We start from the raw sequence: 26,866 nt of genomic DNA on the forward strand, positions 1-26,866 counted from the left end.
GGACAAGGGGTTGTTGACGGGTTTGTCGAGGATGACCTTGTTTGGGTCTACTTGGTGGGCCATGTCGTGATGAGAATGATCGGCAAGCTTTCACTCTCCGACGGGACGTGCCCCCCATGAACCTGCGCGACGAGATCGAGACCCTCATACGGGCCTGGGACGCCTACGAGATCGGACACGGTGGATCACCGATCGTCGATTTCGACTGCGCCCCGGGGCGTAACGCCTCCGAGCCGGCCTCCGACCGGCTGAGCGTCTACCGCCGGTTCGCCGAGCTGCGCGCGGACGCGACTGGAGTACTGGCGGATCGGCTTGACGCTGATCTGGCCTATCTCGGAGCGCTCATCGGGGAACGCCGTCCGCTCAACGACTACGTGCGGGCGACGCAGGGGTGCGACACGGCGGGGTGGCCTGACGAGTACCTGGAGGAACGCGCTGAGCAGGCACGGGCCGCGTGCGCCGATCTCGGCATCGGCTGGGGCGCTCGCACCAACGCCGAGTTGCGAGAGGCCGAGGGGCTCCTTGACGTCAGCGAGGCTCCGGACGCGATCCGCCAGGCCACCGAGGAGTTGGAGCCTGTCGTCCGCGAGGCGACCGGCAGCACCGCGCCCTACCGCCTGACGATCGAGACCGCCGAGGTGGACGCCTACTGGGCGTACTGGCTGGACGGCGCCGGACAGGACGTCCGCCTACGCCTCAACCTCCCGAACGTCGAGTTCACCCAGACGGGCGCCCGGCAGTTCGCTCTGCACGAGGTACTCGGGCACGGCCTGCAGAGCGCCAGCTACACCGCGCAGGCGGAGGCAGAGGACGTTCCCTGGGTACGGCTGTTCAGCATTCACGCGCCGTTGCAGGTCATGTCCGAGGGCATCGCCCAAGCGTGGCCGCTGTTCCTGCTGCCCGAGGACAAGGTGCTGATCGCCCGCAGCCGGCTTTCCCACTACAGCCAGCTGATCCTCGCGGAGGTGCACCGGGCCCTCAACGACGGCGCGCCCGTCGGCGAGTGCGCCGACTACGTGAGGACCGCCGTTCCATGGTGGACGGACAAGCACGTCGCCCGCTACCTCACCGACCGCGGAGCCGACGTTCAGCACCGTAGTTATATGTGGTCCTATCCGGCCGGGTTCGATTGGTTCGCGGCCCTCGCCGAGGCCGATGTGGATGTTTCGCGAAAAGTTCTCCAGGCCGCCTACCGCGCCCCTCTCACCCCGACCGACCTCGCCAATCTATGGCCGGAGGGACCGGCTGTGGGCGGTCCGGGAAGCCCTATTCAGTTGGGGAAGCCTCCGGTTTTCTGAAGTAGTGTCGTGGCCCTCATTTGGCGGGGATCGCCCGCGCGTGGGCGGGCTGGGATTTACGGTTGAGTGCATGAGGTTGCCGACGTATCAGCGGAGTGTTCCCGGGCCGAGGGCTGGGGTGGAGGCCGCTCGGTGGTGGGGGCGGATGGCCCGGGATCCGCTCGGGACGTACGGCGCGCTTGCCCGGACGTACGGGGACGCAGTTCAGGTTCCGTTCGGCGTGCGGCGGGCGTTCTTTCTGCTGTCCCGGCCTGAGCACGCGGAGCACGTTCTGGTGGCCAACCAGGACAACTATGTGAAGGCATTCACGTACCGTCCGCTGCGGGTTTTCCTCGGGGACGGGCTGCTCACGAGCGAGGGAGAAACGTGGCGGCGGCATCGGCGGCTCGTCCAACCGGTGTTCGCGCAGCGGCATATCGTCGCGTTCGCGCCGCAGATGGTGGAGATCACCCGCGGGGCCGTCCAGCGGTGGCCTGACGGCGTGCTCCTCGACGCGGCGGAGCAGTTGCGGCGGCTCACATTGGACGTGGTCGGACGGGCGCTGTTCGGCAGCAAACTGGCCGGTGAAGCCGCCAGGACCGGGCGGTCGCTGGAGGCGCTCCAGCGGGCGGCCGTGGTCGGGACGTTCCTGCCGGGCGTCGTGGCGCGGCGCGGGGTGTACGCGCGAATGCCGTGGTTGAAGGACGGCATCGCGCATCTCGAAGGCATGGTCGAGACGGTGGTCAAAGGGTCCGGAGGAGAACTGCTGGATCTGTTGAAAGAGGGCGGCGGCCTTTCCGAGGAGGAATTGCGCGACGAGGTTCTGACGCTCCTGCTGGCCGGGCACGAGACCACGGCCGCTTCACTGGCGTGGACGTTCGTGCTGCTTTCCCGGTATCCGGCGGCACGGGAGCGGCTGGAGAACGAGGTCGACGAGGTGCTCGGTGGACGGGATCCGCAAGTGGCGGACGTCGATCGGCTCCCTTGGACGCGGGCCGTTCTCTCCGAGGCCATGCGTCTCTACCCTCCGGCGTGGACGATCGAACGCGATGCGGTCGAGGACGACGACGTCGCGGGAGTGCGGATCCCGGCCGGGTCGACGCTGGCGATTCCGCCATATCTGCTGCACCGGAACGTGGAATTCTGGCCCAATCCCGAAGGCTTCCACCCGGAGCGGTTCATGGGCGAAACGGACCGTCCCAGATATGCGTATCTACCGTTCGGGGGCGGCAGGCGTATTTGTGTTGGGGCCGGTTTCGCGATGCTGGAGGCGACGTTGCTGCTCGCGACGATCAGCCGTACGCACCGGCTCGATCTGGCGCCCGGAATGACCGTTCCCGGGCGGGCGGAGGTCACTTACCGTCCGGCCGGGCCCGTCCCGATGCGCGTGTCACGCAGATAGTCCCTCACTTGCGCGGGAGGAGCAGCGCGGGGACGATCGCCAGTGCCCCGATGACCAGGGCGACCCAGAAGGCATGGCCGAAGGCGGTTGCCAGCAGGGGCGCCACCTGGACGCGCGCCTTGTCCGGCAACGGGGCCAGTGCCGCCCCGCCGAGCCCCGGGGACTGCGCGGTGATCTCGTGCTGCAGGATCACCGCCAGCGCCGTGGTCCCCACGGACGCACCCATCCGCTGAAGGGTGTTGATCGCGCTGGTCGCACGCGGGATCAGCGGACCGGGCAGGGCCTCGTAGGCGGCCGCCATCGACGGCATGATCGTCGCGCCCAGGCCGAGGCCGATCACGAACAGCGCGGCGGCCAGCAGCAGAGGTGAGGTGTCCGCGTGGACCTGCGTGTACGCGGCCGTGCCCAGCAGCCCCAGGACGATCCCGGTGGGGACGACGATCCCGGCGCCGAGCCGGTCGGTCAGCCGTCCGGCCAGGGGCATGGCGACCGCGGCGCCCGCGGCCTGCGGGACGAGCAGCAGCCCGGTGGCCAGCGCACCATGACCTCGGACGATCTGCCAGTACAACGGCAGCAGCACGAGAACGCCGAACAGCGCGACCGCGACCACCACGTTCGTGACCGCCGCGGCGGCGAAGGCGCGGTTCCGGAAGAGCGAGATGTCGATCAGCGCCTGCCGGGTGCGGGCGTGCAGCACGTACAGCCCGATAAGCACGGCCGCCGCGCCCAGGATGGCCCAGGTGCGGGGCGCGTCCAGGGCACCGGGACGTCCCGCCTCGGTGGTGCCGTAGACGAACACGGTCACGCCGGTGCAGAGCAGGAGCAGGCCGCGGACGTCCAGGCGCGTCGGACGGGAGGGTGAGCGCGGCAGCAGGCGGAGGGCGGCGAGGACGGCGATCACGCCGAGGGGGAGGTTGGCGAGGAAGATCCACCGCCAGCCGGCCGTCGAGATGATCAGGCCGCCGACGACCGGTCCGGCGACGGAGCCGAGCAGCATCGGCATGCCGATGAAGCCCATCACGCGGCCCATCCGCGCGGGCCCGGCTGCCTGCGCCAGGATCGTCTGCGCCACCGGGATGATCATCCCGCCGCCGATGCCCTGCACCACGCGGAACGCGATCAGGCTCGGCATCGACCAGGCGGCGCCCGCCAGCAGGGAGCCGGCGAGGAACAGCAGCAGCGCGGTGATCCACACGCGCCGGGCGCCGAACCGCTCGGTGGCCCAGCCGGTGACCGGGATGACGCCCGCCAGGCCCAGCATGTAACCGGTCAGGGCCCATTGGACGGTCGCGATGGACGCGCCGAAGTCCTCGGCGAGCGTACGGGTGGCGACGTTGACGGCGGTCGTGTCGATGATCGACATGATCGCGCCGAGCACCACCACCGCGCCGATCGCGACGAGTCTCCGGTCGAGCCGCTGCGCGGGAGCCGTGGACGGGACGGTGGCGGTCATTTCGGTTACCTCGCATTTCCGGCGTTCTCCGGTGGTTCAGGCGGGCTTGATGTTGTGGTTGCGGTGGAACACGTTCTGCGGGTCGTAGGTCCGCTTCACCTCGCGCAGGCGCCGGAAGTTCTCCGGGGTGTAGGCGGACGCCGTCCGGGACGTGTCGTGCAGGAAGTTCAGGAACGATCCGCCGGTCGCGTACGCGGCCAGTGGCGCGGCGTCCGCGGCGGAGCCGTCGATGGTGAGCGAGTAGGGGACGTCGCGGTGGCCGACCGGTCCGGCGTCCGCGGCGGGACGCGCCATCGCACCGCCCCAGTGCCTGATCTCGATGCCGGACGCGCCGCTGCCCGCGATGGCGGCGATCAGCGGGTCGGGCAGATCGGCGGCCAGGTGGAAGTGGCGGGGCGGGGTGCCGCCGAGGGACTCGGTCGCGGCGTACGGCATCGTCCGGAAGTCGTGGTGCAGCGGCGTGCCGCCGGCCCGGCACAGTGACCGGAGGGCCCGCGCGCCGTCGTCCGCCGCACCCGCGTAGACGCCGCGGACGATGACGACGCGGCCGTGCTCGGCGTGGTCCGTCGCGGCGATGGAGACGCTCAGCTCGTCGGGACGGGCGCCGGCCTCGTCCCGGAAGCGGGTGAGCACGTCGCCGGTCCGGTCGGCGGGAAACACGGCCGTCCCCGCGTAAACCGTGGACACCGGGTGGAGCCGGAACTCCAGCGAGGTGACGACGCCGAAGTTGCCGCCGCCGCCGCGCAGCGCCCAGAAGAGGTCGGCGTTCCGGTCGGCGTCGGCGGTCAGCGCGCGTCCGTCGGCGGTGACGACCCCGGCGCGCAGCAGGTGGTCGGCGGCGAACCCGTAGCGGCGCGACAGCCAGCCGACGCCGCCGCCGAGCGTGTATCCGGCGACGCCGACGGACGCGTGCGAGCCCGACAGCGGCGCCAGCCCGAGCGGCGCGGCGGCGGCGATGACGTCGCTCCAGCGGGCGCCGGGCCCGACGCGGGCGATGCGGCGGGACGGGTCGATCAGCACGCGCGCCATGCGGGACGTCTTCAGCAGCAGCCCCTCGTCCGGCGGGACGAGGGTGCCGTGCCCGGTGGCCTGGACGGTGAGCGGCAGCCCCCGGTCGCGGGCCGTGAGGATCGCGGTCCGGACGTCCTGGGTTCCCGTGGCCTCGATGACGAGGAGGTCGTCGGTGCGGGTCGCGGTCGTGGCATTCATGATCTCTTCCTTCACTTACGGAGGTTTTCTCTCCACTTACTCGCACCGTAGCACCGAGCCGGAGGATCTGTCTCCACTTATTTCAAGATCTTTCCAGCGCCCGGGGCGGCGTGCGTTCTGAGGACAACGCTATAGTCACAGATCTTGATAGTCAAGATTCGTGACCAAATACAATTGGAGGGTAATCCTCCGAATAGGGGCTACGCTGACCTCATGGGCCAGCAGCCGAACACCGCCGAACGCCCGCTCCGCGCGGATGCCCGCGACAACCGCAACCGGATCCTCGCCGCCGCCGCCGAGGTGTTCGTCGAGCAGGGCCCGGCCGCGCCGCTGGAGGACATCTCCCGGCGCGCGGGCACCGGCATCGCGACGCTGTACCGGCGGTTCCCCGACCGCAAGGCGCTGACCAGGGCCGTCGCGCTCGACGCCCTGCAGCGCACGGCCGACGAGGCCCGGCGGGCACGGGACGAGGAGCCGACCGCGTTCGCCGCCCTCGTCCGCTACATGCACCGCGTCCTGGACATCCGGATCGGCGCGGTGTTCCCCGTCCTGCTCAACGAGATCCCGTTCGACGACGCGGAGGTCGCGGCCGTCCGGGACGGCGGCGTCGCCGTCATGCAGGGGCTCGTCGCCACGGCCCAAGAGGACGGCGACCTGCGCGACGACGTCACGCACGCGGACATCGGGATGCTGCTCGTGCGGCTGTCCCGTCCGCTCCCCGGCCCGATGCCCCGCGACCTCGCCGAGCAGCTCGCGCACCGGCATCTCGACCTGCTCATCGACGGCCTGCGCGCCGCCGCGTCCGCCGGACGTCCGGAAGGGCTCGGCGGCCCGGCCCTGACGTTCGACGACCTTCAGTCAATGGGCGACGAAAGGCCCTCCCCAAACGACTAGCCCGACCGCGAATCACCGCCTCCGACACGGCGTGGCCTGCGGCGATGTGACTGCACGTCCTGAATGGGCACAGGGACGGCATGAACATCACAGGCATCATCACCGCGATAGTCATCGGCGCGATCATCGGCGCCCTGGGGCGGCTGCTCCTGCCCGGCCGCCAGCCCATCGGCGTGATCCTGACCGTGCTCGTCGGCATCGCGGCCGCGATCGCCGGGACGGCCATCGCGCAGTCGGTCGGCGTGGACACGACCAACGGGATCGACTGGATCGAACTGGTCTTCCAGGTCGGCCTCGCCATGCTCGGCGTCGCGCTGGTCGCTGGATTCAAGGCCCGCCGCAAGCAACAACGCCGCTCACCCCGCTAAGCCGAGCCGCCCGGCGGAGGCCCAGTGGTGGTCGGCGAGGAGGCCGATCGCCGCGATCGGCCGTCCTGTAGACGACGGCGGGACGCGCGGCGAAGGCGCGTCACTGCCTCCTGCCGACGCGCGCCACGGCAGTGGCAACCCAGCAAGGAGCGATCATGAACGAGGGCATCAAGACGATCATCTACCCCGTCCAGGACCTGGAGAAGGCCAAGACCCTGTTCGGCCGCCTGCTGGGCGTAGAGCCCACCGCCGACGCGCCGTACTACGTGGGCTACGACATCGGTGACCAGCACGTCGGCCTAGACCCGAACGGCCACCGTCACGGGCAGAACGGCCCGACCGCCTACCACGACGTCGACGACATCGAGGGCACGATGAAGGCGCTCCTGGAGGCCGGAGCGGAGGCGGTCCAGGACATCAAGAGCGTCGGCGGCGGCAAGCGCACCGCCGTCCTGAAGGACCCGGACGGCAACATCATCGGCCTCACCCAGAACCCCTAACACCCCAGGGCCGGACGGCACCCACCCCCATCCACGCCGCCCGGCCCACTCATGCACACTGTCCGCTCCATCGGGCCTGCCGGACTGTCCGCCATCAGAGCTCGACACTCAGTGGCCGGAGTCCGCCATTTTCCAACGCGACCGATGTGACGCCCGCCTTCCGGTGACATGCTCGGACCCCAGCCGGCTCCCGGCTGTGATCTCACGATCACAGTGGCCAACCATGCATGTCATCCGGCATGAGACATGTCCGGTCGATACGGGGAGTGGCGCGTGCAGCAGATGCTCAAAGGGGCCAACGTCGAGCTGGCCGGCCAGGGGTTCCAGGACATGGGGCCGTCGTGGGCGCCCCTGCGCAACGCCATCACGGCCGGGACGCTGCGTCCCGGTGACAGGCACGCGGATCGCGTGGCCGAGAGCTGGGAGAAGCTCATCAAGCAGCTGTGCCTGCGGTTGAGCGGCGAGACAGGGCTGAACGTCGCACCGGTGACGCGGCGGAGGCGGAGCGGCGCCGCAGGACACCGGGCGGACGTCGTGGCGTCCCTGATCGCGTCCGGGCGGATGGGCGCGGAGGTGCGGATGCCGGACGCGGCGGGGCCGGTCCGCGTCGAGGCGGACCTGAGGACGGGGCAGATCGAGACGACGGCCGAAGTGCCCGCGGCCGTCCGGGCCCGTGCGCTCACGCGGGTGCAGTCGCTCCTGCGGCGGCTGGCGGACGCGCCGCAGGAGCTGCGCGTCGAGGCGCTGACGGACGGACGCGCCGAGGGCCCGTGCGACCTGCTCAAGAACCTGCGGAGCGAGCCGGGCCTGCTCGTCCCGGGAGGCGGCGAGGAGATCACTTCGTTCCGGCTGACGCTGCCGACCGGCATGGGCGCCAAGCGGGGGACGGACGAGACGGGATTCGTCCGTAGCGTGGACGTCGCCGTGGACCGGTTCCACCGGCAGGTGCTTCAGGCGGTCGGCACGGAGATGGGCTGAGGTGCCTGGAGGTATGCATCTCGGCAAATGGGGGTTGGGGCGGGTGAAGATTTGATCTCATAGAGCGATCACGGAAGTGCGGAGAGTCACGTCCGGTCTAGGGGAGGCCAGATGGTGGGGGACTCGAAGGTCACGGGACGCGAACGGGACGAGCGGGGCGAGCGGGGGGCTCCTGCGGGGCAGTATGCGCCGATCGCGGGCTATGAGGCTTTTCGGTTGCTGAGGAGGAGATATCGGCGGGTCGCGGCGATCGTCGGGGCCATGTTTCTCGGGTGGTATTTCGCTTATGTCGGGCTGTCCGCGTTCGCCCGGGAGTTCATGGCGCGGCCGGTGGCGGGGCATGTCAACGTCGCGCTGCTGCTCGGCTTGCTGCAGTTCGTTTCGACGTTCGTGCTGGCGGGCGTGTACGTCGCGTACGCGCGGCGGCGGCTCGATCCGCTGGCCGGTGAGCTGCGGTGACGGGGTCCGCGCTGGTGTTCGGGCTGTTCGTCGTGTTCATCATGATCACTTTGGGGATCACGGTCTGGGCGCGGGCGAACACGCGCGGCGCCGACGACTTCTACGCGGGCGGACGGACGTTCTCCGGCGCGCAGAACGGGATCGCGCTCGGGGGCGACTACATGTCGGCCGCGTCGTTCCTCGGCATCGCCGGGATCATCGCGCTGTCCGGATATGACGGGTTCCTGTACTCGATCGGCTTCCTGGTGGCGTGGCTGCTGGCGTTGCTGCTCGCCGAGCTGATGCGCAACGCGGGCCGGTTCACGATGGGGGACGTCCTGTCGCGGCGGGTGCGGCGGCAGGCGCCGGTGCGGCGGGCGGCGGCCGTGTCCACCGTCACCGTGTCGGTGTTCTACCTGCTGGCGCAGATGGTCGGGGCGGGCGCCCTGGTGTCGCTGCTGCTCGGCATCCACCGGGGCGAGCGGTTCCTCGGCATGTCCGCGGACGCCGCCGAGACGGTCACGATCGTCGTGGTGGGCGCGCTGATGATCTTCTACGTGGCGTACGGCGGGATGAAGGGCACCACCTGGGTGCAGATCATCAAGTCGGGCCTGCTGACGGCCGGCGCCGCCGTGCTGGCCGCGCTGGTGCTCGGCAGGTTCGGGTTCGACGTCAGCGCCGTCCTCGGCTCGGCGGCGGACGCGAGCGGGAAGGACGAGGCGTTCCTGCGCCCCGGCCTCCGCTACGGCCAGGACGTCCCCGGCGACGCCTACCGGACGATCGTCAACAAGCTCGACTTCATCAGCCTCGCGCTCGCGCTGGTGCTCGGCGCGGCGGGCCTGCCGCACATCGTCACCCGGTTCTTCACCGTCCCGGACGGCCCGGCCGCCCGCAGGTCGGTGTCGTGGTCGATCGGGCTCGTCGGTGTCTTCTACCTGATGACGCCGCTGCTGGGCTTCGGCGCGGCCGTCCTGGTCGGGCGGGACGAGATCGTCGCGCAGGACCCGTCCGGCAACACCGCCGTCCCGCAGCTCGCCCACGCCGCGGGGGAGCAGCTCGGCGGGCACGTCGCCGGCGACGTCCTGCTCGCGTTCGTCGGCGCGGTGGCGTTCGCGACGATCCTCGCCGTCGTGTCGGGGCTGGTGCTGGCGTCGTCCACGTCGCTGGCGCACGACTACTTCGGGCAGGTGCTGATGCTCGGCCGCCCGCGCGAGTCGCAGGAGGTGGCGGTCGCGCGGTTCGCGGCGTTCCTCGTCGGCGCGCTGGCCATCGTCCTCGCGGTCGTCGCGCGGAACCTGAACGTGGCGTTCCTGGTGGCGCTGGCGTTCTCGATGGCGGCCGCCGCCAACCTCCCGGCCATCGTCCTGTCGCTGTTCTGGCGGCGGTTCAACTCCGCGGGCGTCGTCGCCGGCATCTACGGCGGGCTGATCAGCTCGCTGGTGCTGGTGCTCTTCTCGCCCGTCGTGTCGGGGAAGACCGACCCGGCGACGGGCGAGAGCCTGTCGCTGTTCCCCGCGAACATCGACTTCCACCTGTTCCCGCTGGAGAACCCCGGCATCGTCGCGATCCCGCTCGGGTTCGCGTGCGCGGTCGCCGGGACCCTGTTCGGACGGGAGAAGGCCGACCGGGAACGCTACGACGATCTTTCCGTGCGGGCGCTCACCGGGGCGGGCGCGCCCTGACGTCGTGGTGTGACGGAGAGTGAGAAGCATGCTGTCCGGGAGCGTGCCCTAATGTGCCGAGTGCCCCGGCCGGGACGGGTTTCGCGTGGCACAATGTCAACCCGCCGTGGAGCGCGGCAAAATGCCGGGGAGGGGAGGTGCGGCGGCGTGTCCGAAGCCGGCCGACGCCGTCCGGCACATGCCCGGCCGGCCGTGTCACCCCACCGGCCCGGCGACCGGGCGAACGCGTCAACCCACCGGCTCGCCGCCCGAGCGACCGCGTCACCGCACCGGTTCGCCGCGCGGGCGACCGCGGCCCTCTCCGTGCTGGCGCTCGGCGCCGCCGTGGCCGTGCCGGTGGCGACCGCCCCCGGCGGGCTCGCGGCGCAGCGGACGGTCCGCGGTGCGTCCGCCACGGCGCCGATGGGTGCGGCGGCCGACCAGATCCGCTCCCGCGAATGGCATCTCGAAGTGCTGCGCGCCACGAAGGCGTGGAAGTACTCCAAGGGACGCGGCGTCACCGTCGCCGTCCTCGACACCGGCGTCGACCAGCGCCATCCCGACCTCACCGGACAGGTCGTCAACGGCCCCGACCTCACCGGCGGCGTGCGGCGTCCGGGCACCCGCTACTGGGGGCTGCACGGGACGTCGATGGCGAGCATCATCTCCGGCCACGGCCACGGGGCCGGGCTGTCGCAAGGGATGATGGGCGTCGCGCCGCAGAGCCGCGTCCTGTCCGTCCGCGTGACGCTGGAGAACGACGACCCGCTGCGCCGCGACGGCGAGCAGCAGGCGGGCGGCGCCGAGCGCGACGCCGTCGCGCAGGGCATCCGGTACGCGGTCGACCACGGCGCGAACATCATCAACATGTCCCTCGGCGGCGGCCGGCAGTTCTACGACGGCACCGCCTCGCAGGAGAGCGCGATCAAGTACGCGCTGGGCAAGGGCGTCATCCTGATCGCGTCGGCGGGCAACGACGGCTCCGGCGCCAACCGCAAGAACTTCCCCGCCGCCTACCCGGGAGTGATCGCGGTCGGCGCGCTCGACCGCAAGCTGCGCCTCTGGAAGGACAGCAACCGGCGGTCCAACGCCACGATCTGCGCGCCCGGCGTCGACATCGTCAGCGCCGACGCGCGGAACGGCTACGTCGTCGGGACGGGCACGAGCGCCTCGTCGGCGATGGTCGCCGGGGTCGCCGCGCTCGTGCGGTCCCGGTACCCGAGGCTGAGCCCCGCCGAGGTGCGGCAGGCCCTGATCCAGGGCTCGCCGGCGCGACCCGGCCACCCGACCGGGTCGCCCACTTGCCGCGGGACGGTCGACGCCCTCCGGACGCTCATCGCCGCGCACGCGATCAACAAGACGTCCAGCGGGCCGGTGGAGTCGCCGCCGGCGTCTCCGTCCCCTGAGCCGGCCGCGGAGTCGTCCGGGGAGGGGACGGGGCTGCTGCTTCCGCTCGTCCTGGGCGGCGGCGGGCTGCTGGTCGTCCTCGGGCTCGTGCTCGGCTGGCGGCAGCGGCGGCGTCCGGACGACGACGGCCCCGACACCGATGCCGTTCCGGACTACGGTCTGCCGTCCGCGCCGCCGGTTCCGCGCGAACCCGCGGCCGTCGTCCCTTACGGTGCGCCCTCGTTCGCCTCAACGGCCGGGGAGTCGGCAGAGATCGCAGCGGACATCGCGCCGGAGATCGCGCCGGTCAGCGTCCCGCTCTGGCAGAGCACCGAGGTGCACCCTCGCCCGTCCATCCCGGACATCCCACCGGCGGATCCGTCGCCCTTCGACGCGCCCTCGCCCGCGCACATTGACGCGTCCCCGCCTGCGCCCGTGCCTGTGGACGCGCCGCCGTCCGACCCCGTGGACGGCTCGTGGGACCTCCTGTCCTGGGACACCGAGGCCTCGTCCTGGGATACGGAAGCTTCGCCCTGGGACGCGGAATCGTGGGATTCGGACAGCCCGTCCGACCTCGGCCCGCCGCCTCCCGAGCCGCCGTCGAAGGAGCCGCCGATCCTGTCGAGCGAGCTGCGTCCGTTCGACCCCGGCGAGTTCTTCGCGAACGGCCTGAACGGGCACACCGCCAACGGCCACAACGGCGAGCACCTGAACGGAACCAACGGCTCGTTCAGGCGCGATGACCCCCTCTCCGACGACGATTGGGAAGCGTTCCGGCGGAGTTCTCTCGACAGCCCAGAACCGTCTGACGGCAGCTTCACCGCTCCCCTCTCCGCCGTCCCGCCAGAGGACTCGCCCGTACGTCCCGGGGACGAGGAGTCCACCGGCGCGTTCCCCGCCCTCCCGTCCGACGAGGAACCGGCGCCCGGCCCCGTCCAGCCGACGGACCCCGCCGACTGGCCCGCTGACTGGCAGGCCGACGAGCCGCGTGGACGCCACTCGCGGCGCTCGCCCTCCTCCGACGACGAGGAGTACCGGCCGCCCTGGTGGTGACCTGACGAACGCCCACGGGTGAACAACCTCAGCCCGCGCTACTACGCCGGGCGTATCGCGGGAGCCTCCGGCCAGACGATGCACGCCCCCGTACCGGTCGCCGAGCATCGACTCATCCGAACAACACAGGAAGGGTCGATGAACCATGTTGACGACATTGGCGACACAGGTGACGGCGGCGACGGCGATGCACCCGGGCGGCGGCCCCTGGAACGACGGCGGGGACCCTCCCGCCTTCTGGCCGGTGTTCCCGATCACGTTCGGCCTGTTCTGGCTGGCCGTGCTGGGGACGGCGTTCTACCTGATCCGCCGCCGCATGAACACCAACGCCACGGCGGCAGCGGCGGCGGCGGACCCGCTGGCCAAGGCGCAGTCGGTCCTGGCCGAGCGCTTCGCCCGCGGCGAGATCGACGAGGACGAGTACCTCATGCGCATCTCCACCCTCCGCAACGGAACCTGACCCGAATCCGCCCCGAGGCCGGCACCGCGACGCAGCGACGCCCAACGTCGCAGCACCCCCGCGGTGTCCGGCCTCCCGTCATGTGGGCTGGGGAGGGGACAGGGGATGCTCTGCGGGGGTGTTGGTGGGCTAGTCGGTGGCGGCGGCCGCTTTGAAGATCTCGTCGATGCCGTCCGAGTACCTCGGCACCCGGACGGCGGCGTCCGCGAAACGGGAGAGGAGCCGGGCGAACTCGGCTCGTTCGTCCGTGGACCATCCGGTCATGAGCTCGTCGAGGTAGGCGCGGCGGAACCGGTCGGCGACCTGCTTGACGCGGCGTCCCGCCTCGGTCAGCGCGAGGTTGGCGCGGCGCGCGTCGACGGGGGAGGGGCGCCGGGACAGGAGTCCGGCGTCGATGGCGTGGCCCACCAGCCGGCTCGCCGTGGACGGGTCGATCTCCAGCCGCTCCGCGACTGCGCCGACGGTGATCTCGAAGGACGGCCCGTCCGCGGCGTCCGCGTCTTCGGCGGCGGTGGTCAGGGCGGCGACGGCGTTCACCACCATCAGGTTGGAGATCTGCAGCGGCCGCTCGCCGGGCGTCTGCGCGCGGATCCGCTTCATGAGGTCGGGCTTGGCCCAGACGCGGCGCAGATGGAACAGCGCCGCCCCGATGTCCGTGAGGACGGGGTCGGTGAGCTGCTCGTCGTGCGGCTCCGTCCCCGGTTCCTTGACGACGCTCTCGCCGACAGATGTGTGCTGGGCGATGGGACGGCCCGTGGCGGAGGTGTCCGTCGGCATGCAAGGTCTCCGTTTCGTCCCCGCCATGGCGGAGGCCGGACGCTGCGAATCCCCACTGTAACGCATGTAGTGTGCATATGTTCAGGGACTGTTGGGACGGACGTTCGCCCTGTGACACACGGCGTTGAAGATCCCCAGGTGAAGGGGGATGTGATGCACTGAACCACCGGCCGCCGTTCCCCGGGAACCGCCGGAACTTGTCGGCGCGGACGCGTAACATGACACCCGCCCGAACCCGGACGACCCGGGATCAGTAACCACAGAGGGGACCTGATGCGAGCGGCGAACGCCCCCGGTGACCCCCGCGGTGACGTCCCCCCACAGGACGGAAGCATGGACGATGCCCCTGCCGTACAACCCGTGACCGACGAAGAAGGCGTGGCCGACGATGCCGCCTTCCCCCCGGATCTGCTCTCCGAGCGCGACCGCCGCATCCTCGCCTTCGAGCGGCAGTGGTGGAAGTACGCCGGAGCCAAGGAGCAGGCCATCCGCGAGAAGTTCGACATGTCCGCGACGCGGTACTACCAGCTCCTGAACATCCTGATCGACCGACCCGAGGCGCTGGAGTGCGACCCCATGCTCGTCAAGCGCCTCCGCCGGATGCGGACGCAGCGGCAGCGCAGCCGGGCGGCGCGGCGGCTCGGCATCCGCCCCTGACCAGCCCTGACCCGGTCCCCTGACCGGCACCGGACCTTCCTGAACCCTCGCGGTCCTCGGACGGCGCGCCCCGGCACGCCACCCGGCGCGCCCCTGGCGCGTCACCCGATGCGCCACCCGGCGCGTCACTGGCGACACCCAGCGCGTCCCTGGCGACACGCCAAGCGAAGAAGGTTCACTGGTCCTGTGAACTCTCCCGGCTCTATGACGGCCGCCGGAACCGGCGGCCTCGACGCGATCCGCAAGACCCCGGCCGAGGCCGTGCTCGGCTTCGACTTCGACGGCACGCTCGCGCCGATCGTCGACGACCCGGCCTCGGCCCGGGCCCATCCGGGCGCGGCCCCGGCGCTGGCGCGGCTGGCTCCGCGGGTGGGCGCCGTGGTGATCGTCACCGGACGCCCGGCCGCCGTGGCCGTCGAGTACGGCGGCTTCGAGGGCATCGACGGGCTGGTCGTCCTCGGCCAGTACGGGCTCGAACGCTGGGAGTCCGGGGTCCTGACCGAGCCCGATCCGCCGCCCGGCGTCGCCGAGGCGCGCGCCAAGCTGCCCGGCGTGCTGGCGGCGGCGGGCGCCCCGCCCGAGACCCTCATTGAGGACAAGGGGCAGGCGCTCGCCGTCCACACCCGCCGCTGCGCCGAGCCGGAGGTCGCGCTCGAACGGCTGCGGAGCATCCTCGCCGCGCTCGCCGAACGCACCGGGCTCACCCTGGAGCCGGGACGCCTCGTCCTCGAACTGCGCCCGCCCGGCATGGACAAGGGGATGGCGCTGCGCACGTTCATCGCCGAGCGCGGGGGGCGTCCGTCCGCCGTCCTGTTCGCCGGGGACGACCTCGGCGACCTCGCCGCGTTCGACGCCGTCGAGTCGCTGCGCGCTGAGGGCGTGCCCGGTGTGCTGGTCTGCAGCGGATCCACCGAGGTCACGGCCCTGGCCGAACGGGCGGACCTGGTGGTGGACGGGCCGTCCGGCGTCGTCGACCTCCTGGAGACGCTCGCCGACTCGTTCTGACCCGGACCGCTGACTCCTCCCGTTTGTTGGACGAGTGACAAGAGCCGCGTGTCGATTCGTCGGATTTCGCGCGACCTCTGGGGCGGGCGTGGACCGTACGTCCAATTGAGTCAAAATATGGTGTATTGCGGCATATGTGGTTCACGGGGGACCGCGCACGACCACGGGGAGGTTGACGGTGGACACGGAATCGGGAGTCCCGCGCCGTCCGGGCGACATCAGGAACACGCCTCCCCATGGCGTCCCCGCCCCCAAGGCCACGCCCAGAGAGGGCACACCGATCCACCCCGTCGGCTCGCCGCAGCTGTCGCCGGGTGGGCCGATTCCGCTGGGCGCTCCGTCCCGTCCCATCGTCCACCCGCCGTCCGCCTCGCAAGCGTCTCCGACCCCGCACAAGCAAGGCCCGCAGCCGACCGACACGTTCGTGGCAGGCCGTCCACCTGAGCCGCCTGAACGTGGCGGCGACGCACTGTGGGCGGGTGTCCCCGAGGCCCAGAACGCCTTCATGGAGCCGGACGAGCCGCTGTCCACGACGGGGCCGATGGGCGTCCGGGAAACGAGCGGCGTGCAGGTGCGGCTCGGATCGCGACGGCGCGCCCGGCAGGGCAAGACGCGCCGGACCGGTGGACGGCGAGGCGGGCGAGGCGGGCTCGTCGCGGCGGGCGTTCTCGTCCTGGCGGGACTGATCACGGTCGGGCTCGTCCTGACCCGCGGCTCCGGGGACGGCGACACCGCGAACCGGCCGGCGGCAGGAGCGCCGGGCCCGGACGTGCCGCTGCCCCGCGCCGGGAAGGCCATCGAAGTCGGCACGGCCGACGGGGCCAAGTACAGGATCGCGGCGGTGAGCAGCGGCGTGGCTGACGGCGTGGTGACGACGTTCCAGTCACCGCCGTCCGGGACGTCGTTCGCCTACGTCGAGTACCTCCTGACGAACCCGACGAACCAGAAGGTGCTGCTCGACTTCCCCGGCGACGTGTTCGTCAAGCGCGCCCTGGTCGCGCCGGACGCGCAGGGACGCTGCATGCCGCAGGCCGGCGTTCCCGAGGACATGTGCACTCCGCCGACCAAGAGCCGGGTCGTCCGGCGGCTGACGGGCGGCGAACCGATCCCCGGCGAGGGCGGCGACACGTACATGCCGCCGGGCGCGACGTACATGGTGCGCGCCACGGTGGACGTCCCCGTCCAGCGTGAGATCAGCCGCAAGGACATGGGGCTGTACGTGTGGAAGCAGCTCTACATGGCCGACCAGCTGGCGAAACAGGCCCCGTTCCCGCGCTGACGCAGAACCGCCGCGGCTGTGACAGCCGCGGCGGTTCCAGCCGGGCGTATATCCGGGCCCGGTGCGTTCCGATCGGATGGGTTCCGGGCGAGGCGGGCTCGGGTCGGCCCGCGTTCATCCGGCATCGGCTTATTCGGCTTCGGGGTCGTCGGCGAGGATGCCGTAGAGGCGGCGGCGGGAGTCGTTGACGACGTCCAGCGCACGCGCCTTCTGCGCCTCGCTGCCGACCGCCATGACCTGCTGGAGCGCGACCATCAGCTGGCCGATGGCCTCGCGTCCGCGCATGACGTTCTCGCCGGCGGCCTCGGTGACCTCGTCCCAGGGGGCGGTGGTCTGCGCCGACGCCTCCTCGCGGCCCGCGTCGGTGAGCGAGAACAGCCGCTTGCCGCCGTCCTCCTGGCTGGTGACCAGGCCCTCGTCCTCCAGCATCTGGAGGGTCGGGTAGACCGAGCCGGGGCTCGGACGCCAGACGCCGCCGGTGCGCTCGTCCAGCTCCTGGATCATCTCGTAGCCGTGCATGGCGCGCTCGGCTAGCAGGGCGAGCAGGGCCGCCCGGACGTTCCCGCGCCGGGTCCGCCGCCCGCGTCCACCGCGTCCGCGATGGCCGGGACCGGGACCGAATCCGGGCCCGCCGCCCGGGCCGCCGGGGCCCCACGCCCCGAACGGATCTCCGCGGCGCCCGCGCTCCTGGGGTCCCCGGAAGCCGCCGCGCCGTCTCGTCTTGTGCTCGTGCATCGCAGTCTCCTTCGTTAGTGATCGGTTGCGATGCATTAACGATATATCGGAAACAGGTCGCGATGCAACACCTGGACAGCACGAAGAGAGCGCACGGCACTATGGCCGCCGCGATCTGGCAGGTCAGCGAGGGTGAGAGGGGGCCGTCGTCAGGGGCCGGTGACCTTGAGGCTGTCGAGGATGTCCTTCGTCGCTTCGCGGTCGTCGGTCTCCTTGACGCGAATCCACAGCCCGAACTTGCCCGACTTGTCGCGCAGGCCGACCTCGGTGACGGACGGCGTGCCGACCTTGCAGGCGGTGAAGCGCGTGATCGTCCCGCTGAGGGCCTTGTCCGGCGTGGTGTAGTTCTCCGGCTCGGCCTTCGTGCACTGCGGGTGGACGGACACGCTCGGCGGCGGCAACTGACCGGGCCGCACGTCCGTGGTCACGCCGATGAAGACGCCCGGGCCCTTGCCGTCGCCCAGGAACGCCGCCTTGTTCGGCGTCGCGCGGAGCACCGGGCGCGGCTGCGCGTCGGTGAGGTTGACGGTGGACGGCGACCACGTCGACTCCGCCGTCCCCTTCGGCCAGGACTTCGGCACCGCGGCTTTGATCTTGCCCGTGTCGTGGGCTACCGCGACGAAGTCCTTCGGTATCTCGGGCGTCTTCTTCTTGTCCTTGTCGCCGCCTCCGTCGTCGCCGGAGAACAGCACGCCGAGGGTCAGGCCGCCGATCAGCGCGACCACCAGGACGACCACGGTGATGATCAGCGGCGTGACGAACTTCTTCGGAGCGCCTCCGCCGCCGCTTGAGCCGCCGCCGGGCCGCCCGGACGACCCGCCGCCACCCCGGAGCCTGCTCAGCAGACCGGACTTGCCGCCGGGCCCCTGACCCTGACCTTGGACAGGCCCCGGAGGTGCCTGGAACCCGGTAGGAGGCGGGGGAACCTGCTGGCCGCCATAAGGTTGCGGCCCGCCCGGCCCCGGCCCCGGCCCGGGCCCCGGACCCTGGCCTGGTCCCATCGGCTGCATGCCCTGTGGCGTGCCGTTCTGCGGAGACTGCATCGGGAAGACGGCCGTGTTGCCGTCGCTGCTACCGCCGCCCTGCCCGGGACCGGGCGCCGGCACCGGCGCTAGATACGGGGGTTGCATCGGTCCCGCGCGGCCGTTGTCGGGGGCGGTCGCCGGCTCCCCCTGCCCGAACGGCGTGGCGCGTCCGCTCGGCTCGTCCACGACCGTCTGCTCGCCGTCGTCCTGGCGGCCGGGCGGGAGGCGCATCTCGGACGTGCGCGCGTCGTCCTCCGCGGGCTGGTCGAACCGCGTCTGCATGTCCCGCGGCCCGCCGCCCTGCCCCTGACCCTGGCCGGGCCCCTGACCTTGAACGGGTGCCGCGGCCTGGGCGGGGGAAGGCGACTGCGCCGGGCCGGGCGGACGGACGAGCTTCCCGTCGCGGTAGAAGTCCTGGACGGTCGCGTCCGCGTCGATGAGCGGCACCGAAGGCGGCGCCGAAGGCACGTGCGACGGCGCGGCCACGCTGGACGCCGGCGCCGGCGCCGTCGTCGGACGCAGCGTCGACAGCGCCTCGGCGAACGCCTCCGCCGTCGGCCACCGCTTCTCCCGTTCGACCTCGAGAGCCCGCAGCACCACCTGGTCGAACGCGGCCGACACGCCCTCGCGCAGTTCGCTCGGCGGCGACTTGACCGGCGCCGGCCCCGGAGCCCGTCCGGTGAGCATGTGGTACGTCAGCGCGCCGAGACCGTACACGTCGGCGCGGACGTCCAGGCCGCCGCCGAACCTCGCCTGCTCCGGCGACATGTATCCGGGCGTCCCGACCGGCAGCGTGAACGCCCCGGACGCGTGCGCGAGCGCCTTCGCCAGCCCCAGGTCGGCGATCAGCAGCTTCTCGCCGCCGTCCGCCGTCGACTGGAACAGCACGTTGGACGGCTTCAGATCGCGGTGGATCACGCCCAGCGTGTTGATCACCTCGACGCCGTACGCGATCTCCTCGGCCAGCGCGACCGCCTCGCTGACCGGAAGTGGCCGCTCACGCATGCGGTCGCCGAGCGTCCCGCGGTCCGCGTACGACATCACGAAGTAGGGCCGTCCGTCCGGCAGCTCCCCGATGTCGTGCACGCGGACCAGCCGCTCGGAGTCGGCCCGGCGCAGGATGCGGGCCTCCTCCAGGAAACGGTTGCGCACATCGAGATCGTCGATCAGGCTTCCGGACAGGACCTTTATGGCCACCTGGGAGTCCAGGGCATCGTCGTGACCCAGCCATACAGAGGCGAACGCCCCCGAACCCAGGACGCGGTCGATCCGGTAACGGCCTACTGATGGTGGGAAAGACACTCCCGTATCATCCCAACAACGGGGTGAGTGTGCGAACAAGCATTGAGGCGGCATGGCATTCGACGAGAGGACCGAGGAGCTGGCGGTCAAGGCCGCGGCGGGCGACCAGAGCGCCCTCAACGAGCTCCTCCGCAAGATCGAGCCGGACGTCCTGCGGCACAGCTCCCGCTTCCTGCCCTGCCGGCAGGACGCCGAGGAGGCCTGCCAGGACGCGTTGCTGCAGGTCGCGCGGAACATCCACCGGTTCGAGGGCCGGTCGAGGTTCAGCACGTGGCTGCACGTCGTCGTCGCCAACTCCGCCCGCTCCACCTACCGGTCGCTGAAGCGCCGCTCGGTGGAGCAGGCGGGCGAGCTCCCGCAGCAGCGCCCGGACCCCCGCCGGACCAGCGTCATCGCCGGTTCCCGCGTCGACATCCTGGACGCCATGGAGGACCTGGAGGCCCGCAAGCCGGACCTCATCCAGGCCCTCGTCCTGCGGGACGTGTCCCAGCTGGAGTACGCGGAGATCGCCGAGCAGCTCGGGCTGCCGCTCGGCACGGTCAAGTCCCGTATCCACGAGGCGCGCAAGCAGGTCAGGCAGACACTCGGCGACTCCTACAACTAACCCACCCGGCCACCCAACGCACCCGGTCGACCAACCACCCGGCCAACCAGCGCACCCGGCGCGAACGCGCACGTAGGCGGAACACGTCGCCCGACCCCGTCAAACGTCGGTAATCGGACGGCAACGGTGCGTCCATCACCCCGGCCGCCGGCGGGGCGTCTGAGCCACCATGCCGTGCATGTCATCAGGCCCGGACCCCCGCCACGACCGTCCGATCTTCATCCTGGGGTGTCCCCGCTCGGGGACGACGCTGCTCCAGCTGATGCTGCACGCGCATCCCCGCCTCGCGATCCCGGTGGAGACGAAGTTCCTCCTCCCCGCCTATACGGCGAGGTGCGAGTTCGGTGACCTGGAGGTCAGGGAGAACAGACGGGCGCTCGCGGAGTGGATCACGTCCGACAGGTCGACCAAGTTCCACGCGCTCGGCCTGGACGCCGCCGAGGTCGCCGACGAGATCGTCGCCGGGCCGCCCACGCTGGGCTCGGCGATCGGCATCGTGTTCCGCGCGTACGCGCGCCGGTTCGGCAAGCCGCGCTGGGGCGACAAGCGTCCGAGCTACTTCAAGCACGTCGGCGCGCTGCTGCGGATGTTCCCGGACGCGCAGTTCGTCCACCTCGTCCGCGACGGCCGGGACTGCGTCGCCTCGCTCCTGGAGATGCCCTGGTACGACCAGGACGTCCACCACGCCATCTGCATCTGGCGGGAGGCCATCGACCGCGGCCGCCGCCTGGCCGAGCGCCTCGGCGCCGACGCCTACTACGAACTGCAGTACGAGCGTCTCGTCGCGGACCCCGCCGACGAGCTGGGCAGGCTCTGCGGCTTCCTCGGCGAGGAGTACGACCCGGCGATGACGAACCCCGGCGGCGTCGCGAAGAAGACCGTCTCGCCGCGGAAGAAGTGGCACGGACGGACGAAGGACGCCGTCACCACCACCCGCATCGGATCCTGGGCGCAGCGCCTCGACTCCCAGCAGATCAGCCTGGCGGAGGCCGCGTTCGGCGAGCGGCTCGCCGAGTACGGGTACGAGCCGAGCGGCCTGCCCAAGCCGCCCGCGTCCCAGCTCACCCGCCTCGCCAAGGTCAGCACGCACCGCCGCATGGCGCAGAGCAAGGCCGCGCTACGCGAACGCTGGAAACAGCGCCACGAACCGAACCCGGTCGAATGCCTCCTGACCCCGGAACCCGCCCCGGCGCCCGCGTCCTAACGCCGTAGGGCGAGGGTCAGTCGAGGGCGGCGAGTTGGTCGGCGAACCAGCGCTGCGGTGGGAGGGCGGTCGCGGCGGTGGCGAGGCGTCCGCAGCGTTCGGACCGTTCGTTCCGCGGCATCAGCAAGGCCCGGTGCAGGGTCTCGGCGGTCTGGGAGACGTCGAAGGGGTTGACCGTCAGCGCGTCCTCGGAAAGCTCCGCCGCCGCTCCCGCCTCCCTGGACAGGACGAGCGCGCAGCCGCGTTCCGACAGCACGGGCCCTTCCTTCGCGACCAGGTTCATCCCGTCCCTGATCGGGTTGACGAGCAGCACGTCCGCCAGACCGTAGGCGGCGAGCGAACGCGGATAGTCGTCGTTCACCTGGAGGATCAGCGGATCCCAGTCCGCCGTGCCGAACTCCTCGGTGATCTGCTTCGCCGTCCGCTCGACGGCGGCGGTGTACTCCCGGTACTCGGGCAGGTCATAGCGGGACGGGTAGGCGAACGCCAGATGCACCACACGTCCACGCCACTCGGGATGGTTGACGAGCAGTTCGCGGTAGGCGGCGAGCCCACGCACGATGTTCTTGGAGAGTTCCGTCCGGTCGACACGCACGATGAGCTGGCGGCCACCCACCTGTTCGCGCAGCGCGCGCGCCCGTTCCGCGACGTCCTGTTCAGCGGCGCGTTGGCGCAATGCCGTCCCGTCGACACCGAGCCCATGGACGCCTACGCGCGTGACGTGTCCCGACCAGGTGACCGTACGGGCCGCACGGTCGACGCGCGCACCGGGCAGCATTTCGCAGCAGTCGAGGAACGCGGACGCCCACCGTTCGGTGAGGAATCCAGCGTGGTCGGCGCCGAGGATGCCTAGAAGGATCTGCGAGCCGAGGTCGTCCGGAAGCAGCCGGTAGTACTCGGGCGGCGCCCAAGGCGTGTGAGAGAAGTGCACGATTTTCAGGTCGGGACGCCGGTCCCGGAGCATCCGCGGTGCCAGCGACAGGTGGTAGTCCTGGATCGCGGCCTTCGCCCCAGGCGCGGCGTCACGCGCCAGAGCGTCGGCGAACGCCGCGTTGTACGCCTCATAGGACTGCCAGTCGCGGCGGGCGCGAGCGTCGAAATGCGGGCTGCGCGGCGTGTCGTACAGAAGGTGGTGGACGAACCACAGCGTCGAATTGGCAACGGCGTTGTAGGCACGGTGGAACGTCCCCTCGGGAATGTCCAGCATCCGCACTGCCGCGCCACCCGTCTCGTACCCCGCGAGGTCGATACGGCCGTCCGGTGAACGTCGAGCGGCCGTCCGGTCGGCCTCACCCAGGCTCGCGCACACCCACAACACACCCGGAGCGTCCTCGGACGGATCCGCGTCCACCCCTGCGCCGCGCTCTGCCCCCCGATCCCGGGACGCACCCGTGACGGCGGCGAGCCCCGACACCAGCCCGCCGCCCCCACGCCGCATGGTGAGCTCCCCACCGTCCGACAGCGAGAACGACACCGGGCCCCGGTTCGATGCCACCAGCACTTGGCTCATACCGGCAGGGTCTCAGTTGACGTCGAGGCACATCAAAGCGACCCACACGCCGCCCCCGCCACACGCGCACGCCCGGTCTGTGGCGATTAGCGGACAAAGCGGCGGGTACCCGTGCGAGATGAGCAGGTCCGAGACAACGAAGACCGTGCTCGTCGCCGGTGCCGCGAACCTCATCCTCGCGATTACCAAGCTCATCGCCGGGCTCCTGGCCGGGTCCAGCGCGATGCTCGCGGAAGGCGCGCACTCCGTGGCGGACACCCTCAACCAGAGTTTCCTCCTCGCCTCCCTTCGCCGCAGCGAACGTCCCCCCGACCGGCGCCACCCGTTCGGATACGGCAACGAGCGGTACGTCTGGTCGCTGCTCGCCGCGTTCGGGATCTTCGTGGCCGGAGCCGGGTTCTCCGTCTTCGAGGGCATCCTGACGATGACGGGCCACGGCGGCACCGGGACGAGCGTCTGGCTCGCCTACGCCGTCCTCGTGCTCGCCTTCGTCCTGGAGGGGACGTCCTGGATCCGCGCCTACCACCAGGCGCGCAAGGAGACCCGCGCCAACGGCCGCGACATCGTCGACCACGTCCGCCGCTCGCCCGACATCACGTTCAAGACCGCGCTGTTCGAGGACACCGCCGCGATGATCGGCCTCGCGCTCGCCGCCGCCGGGCTGACGCTCCGCGAGATCACCGGCTCCGACTTCTGGGACGGTCTCGCGTCCGTCCTGATCGGCCTGCTCCTCGCCGGCCTGGCGTTCTCGATCGGACGCGAGAGCGTGGGCCTGCTCATCGGCCGTGCCGCCGACCCCGCCGAGCAGCGCCGCATCCGCGCCGAGATCACCGGCGCTCCCGGCGTGACCGGTGTCGGCGAGCTGCTCACCATGCACTTCGGCCCCGAGCAGATCCTCGTCGCCGCCAAGGTCCACTTCTCCGACGACATCAGCGCCGACCAGGCCGAGGACATCGCCGGGGACATCGACCGGCGGCTCAGGGAGCAGATCCCGGCCGTCCGCCACGTGTTCCTCGACCCCACCCAGCACCCCGCCGACGACTCCGCCGTCCGGACGGCCGAACCCGTCCACCGCACCGAGGAACACGCGTGATCAAGAAGGCGGCGGGGTAACGTCCCAATCGGCGGACCCACCTGTCTGGCATCCGGTCAGATCAGGTAAAGTCACGCATACGAGCCACTCGGCGCTCGTGGTTCACAACTGAATATCGCTCATCCAGAGGGGTGGAGGGACCGGCCCGACGAAGCCCCGGCAACCACCCGGCTCAGGCGCGCTCGCGATCCTGCGAGGCCGGCCGGGAGATGGTGCCAACTCCGGCCTGCGACCAAGGTGGCGCAGGAAAGATGGGAAGAAAGGCCTCGCACCCATGGCCGTCACGCCTGCCACTGACCTCGGACCAGCCACCGCTCTCGTCTGCCGCGAATGCGGCACGTCCCGCGACCTCGGGCCTCACTACGCCTGCGAAGAGTGTTTCGGCCCCCTGGAGATCGCCTACGACTTCGGGGGAGTCACCCGCGCGAGCATCGAGTCCGGGCCCCGCAACATCTGGCGGTACAAGGGCCTGCTGCCCGTCCCCGCCACGATCACGGACACACCCAACACCGAGCCGGGATTCACCCGCCTGGTCCGCGCCGACAACCTCGCCGAGAGCCTCGGCCTGCAGAGCCTGTGGGTGAAGGACGACAGCGGCAACCCGACCCACTCGTTCAAGGACCGCGTCGTCGCCGTTGCGCTCGCCGCCGCCCGCGAGCTCGGCTTCAAGGTGCTGGCCTGCCCGTCCACCGGCAACCTCGCCAACGCCGTCGCCGCGGCCGCGGCCCGCGCCGGGATCCGCAGCGCCGTGTTCGTCCCGTCCGACCTCGAAGCGCAGAAGATCATCACCACGGCCGTCTACGCCGGGACGTTCGTGACCGTCGACGGCAACTACGACGACGTCAACCGGCTGGCCTCGGAGATCGCCGGGGAGCAGGACGACTGGGCGTTCGTCAACGTCAACGTCCGGCCCTACTACGCGGAGGGCTCCAAGACCCTCGGCTACGAGATCGCCGAGCAGCTCGGCTGGCGGCTGCCGGACCAGATCGTCGTCCCGGTCGCGTCCGGCTCCCAGCTCACCAAGATCGACAAGGCGTTCCAGGAACTGATCAAACTGGGCCTCGTCGAGGACAAGCCCTACCGCGTCTTCGGCGCCCAGGCCACCGGCTGCGCCCCGGTCGCCGACGCGTTCAAGGCAGGTCACGACGTCATCCGCCCCGTGAAGCCCGACACGATCGCCAAGTCCCTCGCGATCGGCAACCCCGCCGACGGCCCGTACGTCCTGGACGTCACCCGCCGCACCAACGGCTCCGTCGAGGACGTCTCCGACGACGAGGTGGTCGAGGGCATCCGGCTGCTCGCCCGCACCGAGGGCATCTTCGGCGAGACCGCGGGCGGCGTCACGGTCGCGACCCTCCGTAAACTCATCGCGACCGGCGCCCTCGACCCGTCCGCCGAAACCGTGATCATCAACTCGGGGGACGGCCTGAAGACCCTGGACGCCGTCGCACCCGTCGTCGCGCCGTCCGCGAACATCGCCCCGTCCCTGGAAGCGTTCCGCGCCGCGGGCCTCGCCTGAAAGGAGCACCATGAGCAGCGTGTCCGTCCGTATCCCGACGATCCTGCGGACCTACACCGGCGGCGAGTCGGAGGTGAAGGCCGAGGGCGCCACCCTGCGCGCGGTCGTCGCCGACCTTGAGGCCAGCTACGCCGGCATCTCCGCCCGCATCCTGGACGACGCCGGCAAGATCCGCCGCTTCGTCAACGTCTACGTCGGCGACGAGGACGTCCGCTTCGCCGACGGCCTCGACACCCCGACCCCCGACGGCGCCCAGGTCTCGATCATCCCCGCCGTAGCCGGCGGCTGACCTCGGGGACTCGATCCTGGCGCCCCCGCACCCGGCGCCAGGATCGAGTTCCCCATCGTCATCGAACCGCGGCCTCCACGCGGAACGCGATCCGCACCATATGATCATCGCGTGATACGCCGCTGGGCGCGCTTTCTCGGCCCTTTCCTCGCCGGCCTGTGAACGGCCGCCCACGCGGCGCCGGCTAACGACACAAAGAGCGGAAACTGTTTCCGCGGGCTACGGGACAGACGGAAGCGGCTGAGTTACCCTCCGAACAGGAGGGGAGTATCCCTGCGCGGCGGTGTCGTCAACGCGGCCAGCCTCAGTGCGAGGCCCGGTGCCGTCGGTCGTCCTAGTGGCGGCGGGAGAGACCTCCGGAGCTTGCTTAATGCTGCCCGGAGGATCTGCCATGTACGTAGCCCAGAACGACCTTCAAACGATCGCCTTCCTTCCGGGGTTGGCGGCGTGCCTGGTCGTCCTGCTCCTCTTGGTCCTCATCGCCGTCGTGCTCGTCCCGGCGGTGTGGTCGAGAGATCCGGACCGGAGAAGCGCCGCCTTGACGGTGCTCCGCCTACTGCTACGCCACTGGTCAGAACGCAAACCCACCTCAAAAAAGCAAAAACCCCGCCCCTCACGCCGCCCTTGAACGACCTCCCCCTTCACCCCGCAGCCGCGGGTCGGCTGCCAACCTGGCGGCCTGTGCCGGGCGGGCACTCGGTGGCCGTGCCGCGGAGCACATATGCTCACTGCATCGACGGCGACGAAGAGATCATGAACCGGCGCATCGATGCAGCGCCCCGGGGCCC

General features: G+C 71.1%; 24 protein-coding genes and 1 riboswitch. Of the genes, 18 read left to right on the forward strand and 6 right to left on the reverse strand.

Annotated features, from left to right (window positions below):
- Positions 1-116 precede the first annotated feature (116 nt).
- Both E1287_RS30290 and E1287_RS30295 read left to right on the forward strand, forming a co-directional pair.
- Positions 117-1,298 (forward strand): hypothetical protein, encoded by a 1,182-nt coding sequence (locus tag E1287_RS30290; RefSeq protein WP_131968684.1) that lies wholly within the window; start codon positions 117-119, stop codon positions 1,296-1,298.
- 145 nt (positions 1,299-1,443) lie between these two features.
- Positions 1,444-2,679, forward strand: coding sequence for a cytochrome P450 (locus E1287_RS30295; RefSeq protein ID WP_165969247.1), 1,236 nt, complete (start codon positions 1,444-1,446; stop codon positions 2,677-2,679).
- 4 nt (positions 2,680-2,683) lie between these two features.
- Here E1287_RS30295 and E1287_RS30300 read toward each other — a convergent pair whose 3' ends face one another.
- Positions 2,684-4,132 carry a DHA2 family efflux MFS transporter permease subunit gene (locus E1287_RS30300; protein ID WP_131968686.1) on the reverse strand — a complete coding sequence of 483 codons (1,449 nt, stop codon included), beginning with the start codon at positions 4,130-4,132 and terminating at the stop codon, positions 2,684-2,686.
- A 36-nt stretch (positions 4,133-4,168) separates the two neighbouring features.
- Positions 4,169-5,341 carry an FAD-binding oxidoreductase gene (locus E1287_RS30305; protein WP_131968687.1) on the reverse strand — a complete coding sequence of 391 codons (1,173 nt, stop codon included), beginning with the start codon at positions 5,339-5,341 and terminating at the stop codon, positions 4,169-4,171.
- 213 nt (positions 5,342-5,554) lie between these two features.
- Here E1287_RS30305 and E1287_RS30310 point away from each other — a divergent pair, with 213 nt between their 5' ends.
- The 8 genes from E1287_RS30310 (at position 5,555) to E1287_RS30345 (ending at position 13,079) form a co-directional block, all read left to right on the forward strand.
- Positions 5,555-6,235 carry a TetR/AcrR family transcriptional regulator gene (locus E1287_RS30310; RefSeq protein ID WP_131968688.1) on the forward strand — a complete coding sequence of 227 codons (681 nt, stop codon included), beginning with the start codon at positions 5,555-5,557 and terminating at the stop codon, positions 6,233-6,235.
- Positions 6,236-6,315: 80 nt separating this feature from the next.
- On the forward strand, positions 6,316-6,603 hold the full coding sequence (locus E1287_RS30315; RefSeq protein WP_131968689.1) for a GlsB/YeaQ/YmgE family stress response membrane protein: 288 nt from the start codon (positions 6,316-6,318) through the stop codon (positions 6,601-6,603).
- Between the two features lie 155 nt (positions 6,604-6,758).
- A complete protein-coding gene (locus E1287_RS30320) occupies positions 6,759-7,103 on the forward strand; it encodes a VOC family protein (RefSeq protein WP_131968690.1) in 345 nt (114 codons plus the stop codon).
- Positions 7,104-7,376: 273 nt separating this feature from the next.
- On the forward strand, positions 7,377-8,081 hold the full coding sequence (locus E1287_RS30325) for a hypothetical protein (RefSeq protein WP_207934555.1): 705 nt from the start codon (positions 7,377-7,379) through the stop codon (positions 8,079-8,081).
- Between the two features lie 261 nt (positions 8,082-8,342).
- Positions 8,343-8,540: a DUF485 domain-containing protein gene (locus tag E1287_RS45915; protein WP_243719539.1), complete on the forward strand. Its 198-nt coding sequence runs from the start codon at positions 8,343-8,345 to the stop codon at positions 8,538-8,540.
- A gap of 41 nt (positions 8,541-8,581) precedes the next feature.
- Positions 8,582-10,201 carry a cation acetate symporter gene (locus tag E1287_RS30335; RefSeq protein WP_131968706.1) on the forward strand — a complete coding sequence of 540 codons (1,620 nt, stop codon included), beginning with the start codon at positions 8,582-8,584 and terminating at the stop codon, positions 10,199-10,201.
- Positions 10,202-10,393: 192 nt separating this feature from the next.
- On the forward strand, positions 10,394-12,619 hold the full coding sequence (locus tag E1287_RS30340) for a S8 family serine peptidase (RefSeq protein ID WP_207934556.1): 2,226 nt from the start codon (positions 10,394-10,396) through the stop codon (positions 12,617-12,619).
- Between the two features lie 145 nt (positions 12,620-12,764).
- On the forward strand, positions 12,765-13,079 hold the full coding sequence (locus tag E1287_RS30345) for a hypothetical protein (protein WP_207934557.1): 315 nt from the start codon (positions 12,765-12,767) through the stop codon (positions 13,077-13,079).
- A 129-nt stretch (positions 13,080-13,208) separates the two neighbouring features.
- On the opposite strand, the gene E1287_RS30350 is transcribed toward E1287_RS30345, so the two are convergent.
- Positions 13,209-13,856, reverse strand: a complete 648-nt coding sequence (locus E1287_RS30350) for a MarR family transcriptional regulator (RefSeq protein WP_131968693.1) — start codon at positions 13,854-13,856, stop codon at positions 13,209-13,211.
- 333 nt (positions 13,857-14,189) lie between these two features.
- On the opposite strand from E1287_RS30350, the gene E1287_RS30355 reads away from it, so the two are divergent.
- From E1287_RS30355 to E1287_RS30365, 3 genes are all read left to right on the forward strand, one after another.
- Positions 14,190-14,513 (forward strand): DUF3263 domain-containing protein, encoded by a 324-nt coding sequence (locus E1287_RS30355; protein ID WP_207934558.1) that lies wholly within the window; start codon positions 14,190-14,192, stop codon positions 14,511-14,513.
- Between the two features lie 204 nt (positions 14,514-14,717).
- Entirely contained in the window at positions 14,718-15,518 is an 801-nt protein-coding gene (gene otsB / locus E1287_RS30360) for a trehalose-phosphatase (protein ID WP_131968695.1), read from the forward strand.
- Positions 15,519-15,696: 178 nt separating this feature from the next.
- Positions 15,697-16,797, forward strand: coding sequence for a hypothetical protein (locus E1287_RS30365; RefSeq protein ID WP_131968696.1), 1,101 nt, complete (start codon positions 15,697-15,699; stop codon positions 16,795-16,797).
- A gap of 129 nt (positions 16,798-16,926) precedes the next feature.
- Here the strand turns inward: E1287_RS30365 and E1287_RS30370 are convergent, their stop codons facing one another.
- Positions 16,927-17,532: a PadR family transcriptional regulator gene (locus E1287_RS30370; protein WP_131968697.1), complete on the reverse strand. Its 606-nt coding sequence runs from the start codon at positions 17,530-17,532 to the stop codon at positions 16,927-16,929.
- A 149-nt stretch (positions 17,533-17,681) separates the two neighbouring features.
- Positions 17,682-19,913, reverse strand: a complete 2,232-nt coding sequence (locus E1287_RS30375) for a serine/threonine-protein kinase (RefSeq protein WP_243719540.1) — start codon at positions 19,911-19,913, stop codon at positions 17,682-17,684.
- Here E1287_RS30375 and E1287_RS30380 point away from each other — a divergent pair.
- Positions 19,912-20,463 (forward strand): RNA polymerase sigma factor, encoded by a 552-nt coding sequence (locus tag E1287_RS30380; RefSeq protein ID WP_131968699.1) that lies wholly within the window; start codon positions 19,912-19,914, stop codon positions 20,461-20,463. The genes E1287_RS30375 and E1287_RS30380 overlap by 2 nt on opposite strands.
- Before the next feature lie 178 nt (positions 20,464-20,641).
- Positions 20,642-21,667 carry a sulfotransferase gene (locus E1287_RS30385; protein ID WP_243719541.1) on the forward strand — a complete coding sequence of 342 codons (1,026 nt, stop codon included), beginning with the start codon at positions 20,642-20,644 and terminating at the stop codon, positions 21,665-21,667.
- A 16-nt stretch (positions 21,668-21,683) separates the two neighbouring features.
- Here E1287_RS30385 and E1287_RS30390 read toward each other — a convergent pair whose 3' ends face one another.
- Positions 21,684-23,177 (reverse strand): trehalose-6-phosphate synthase, encoded by a 1,494-nt coding sequence (locus E1287_RS30390; RefSeq protein WP_131968701.1) that lies wholly within the window; start codon positions 23,175-23,177, stop codon positions 21,684-21,686.
- Positions 23,178-23,295: 118 nt separating this feature from the next.
- Between E1287_RS30390 and E1287_RS30395 the strand changes: the two genes are divergently transcribed.
- From E1287_RS30395 to E1287_RS30405, 3 genes are all read left to right on the forward strand, one after another.
- The gene (locus E1287_RS30395; RefSeq protein ID WP_165969249.1) at positions 23,296-24,270 is read left to right on the forward strand and encodes a cation diffusion facilitator family transporter; all 975 of its coding nucleotides are present in this window, start codon (positions 23,296-23,298) and stop codon (positions 24,268-24,270) included.
- 116 nt (positions 24,271-24,386) lie between these two features.
- A riboswitch (SAM riboswitch) is annotated at positions 24,387-24,528 on the forward strand.
- A gap of 16 nt (positions 24,529-24,544) precedes the next feature.
- Positions 24,545-25,789 (forward strand): threonine synthase, encoded by a 1,245-nt coding sequence (gene thrC / locus E1287_RS30400; protein ID WP_131968703.1) that lies wholly within the window; start codon positions 24,545-24,547, stop codon positions 25,787-25,789.
- A 10-nt stretch (positions 25,790-25,799) separates the two neighbouring features.
- Entirely contained in the window at positions 25,800-26,078 is a 279-nt protein-coding gene (locus E1287_RS30405; protein WP_131968704.1) for a MoaD/ThiS family protein, read from the forward strand.
- Positions 26,079-26,866: the final 788 nt, after the last annotated feature.

The sequence above is a fragment of the Actinomadura sp. KC06 genome (assembly GCF_004348735.1).
Lineage (GTDB): Bacteria > Actinomycetota > Actinomycetes > Streptosporangiales > Streptosporangiaceae > Spirillospora.

What these genes read in the sequence shown, in the direction of transcription:
- E1287_RS30290 (WP_131968684.1), top strand. Translation starts at nt 117, where the DNA reads ATGAACCTGCGCGACGAGATCGAGACCCTCATACGGGCCTGGGACGCC.
- E1287_RS30295 (WP_165969247.1), top strand. Translation starts at nt 1,444, where the DNA reads ATGGCCCGGGATCCGCTCGGGACGTACGGCGCGCTTGCCCGGACGTAC.
- E1287_RS30300 (WP_131968686.1), bottom strand. Translation starts at nt 4,132, where the DNA reads ATGACCGCCACCGTCCCGTCCACGGCTCCCGCGCAGCGGCTCGACCGG.
- E1287_RS30305 (WP_131968687.1), bottom strand. Translation starts at nt 5,341, where the DNA reads ATGAATGCCACGACCGCGACCCGCACCGACGACCTCCTCGTCATCGAG.
- E1287_RS30310 (WP_131968688.1), top strand. Translation starts at nt 5,555, where the DNA reads ATGGGCCAGCAGCCGAACACCGCCGAACGCCCGCTCCGCGCGGATGCC.
- E1287_RS30315 (WP_131968689.1), top strand. Translation starts at nt 6,316, where the DNA reads ATGAACATCACAGGCATCATCACCGCGATAGTCATCGGCGCGATCATC.
- E1287_RS30320 (WP_131968690.1), top strand. Translation starts at nt 6,759, where the DNA reads ATGAACGAGGGCATCAAGACGATCATCTACCCCGTCCAGGACCTGGAG.
- E1287_RS45915 (WP_243719539.1), top strand. Translation starts at nt 8,343, where the DNA reads ATGTTTCTCGGGTGGTATTTCGCTTATGTCGGGCTGTCCGCGTTCGCC.
- E1287_RS30335 (WP_131968706.1), top strand. Translation starts at nt 8,582, where the DNA reads ATGATCACTTTGGGGATCACGGTCTGGGCGCGGGCGAACACGCGCGGC.
- E1287_RS30345 (WP_207934557.1), top strand. Translation starts at nt 12,765, where the DNA reads ATGTTGACGACATTGGCGACACAGGTGACGGCGGCGACGGCGATGCAC.
- E1287_RS30350 (WP_131968693.1), bottom strand. Translation starts at nt 13,856, where the DNA reads ATGCCGACGGACACCTCCGCCACGGGCCGTCCCATCGCCCAGCACACA.
- E1287_RS30355 (WP_207934558.1), top strand. Translation starts at nt 14,190, where the DNA reads ATGGACGATGCCCCTGCCGTACAACCCGTGACCGACGAAGAAGGCGTG.
- otsB (WP_131968695.1), top strand. Translation starts at nt 14,718, where the DNA reads ATGACGGCCGCCGGAACCGGCGGCCTCGACGCGATCCGCAAGACCCCG.
- E1287_RS30370 (WP_131968697.1), bottom strand. Translation starts at nt 17,532, where the DNA reads ATGCACGAGCACAAGACGAGACGGCGCGGCGGCTTCCGGGGACCCCAG.
- E1287_RS30380 (WP_131968699.1), top strand. Translation starts at nt 19,912, where the DNA reads ATGGCATTCGACGAGAGGACCGAGGAGCTGGCGGTCAAGGCCGCGGCG.
- E1287_RS30375 (WP_243719540.1), bottom strand. Translation starts at nt 19,913, where the DNA reads ATGCCGCCTCAATGCTTGTTCGCACACTCACCCCGTTGTTGGGATGAT.
- E1287_RS30385 (WP_243719541.1), top strand. Translation starts at nt 20,642, where the DNA reads ATGTCATCAGGCCCGGACCCCCGCCACGACCGTCCGATCTTCATCCTG.
- E1287_RS30390 (WP_131968701.1), bottom strand. Translation starts at nt 23,177, where the DNA reads ATGAGCCAAGTGCTGGTGGCATCGAACCGGGGCCCGGTGTCGTTCTCG.
- E1287_RS30395 (WP_165969249.1), top strand. Translation starts at nt 23,296, where the DNA reads ATGAGCAGGTCCGAGACAACGAAGACCGTGCTCGTCGCCGGTGCCGCG.
- thrC (WP_131968703.1), top strand. Translation starts at nt 24,545, where the DNA reads ATGGCCGTCACGCCTGCCACTGACCTCGGACCAGCCACCGCTCTCGTC.
- E1287_RS30405 (WP_131968704.1), top strand. Translation starts at nt 25,800, where the DNA reads ATGAGCAGCGTGTCCGTCCGTATCCCGACGATCCTGCGGACCTACACC.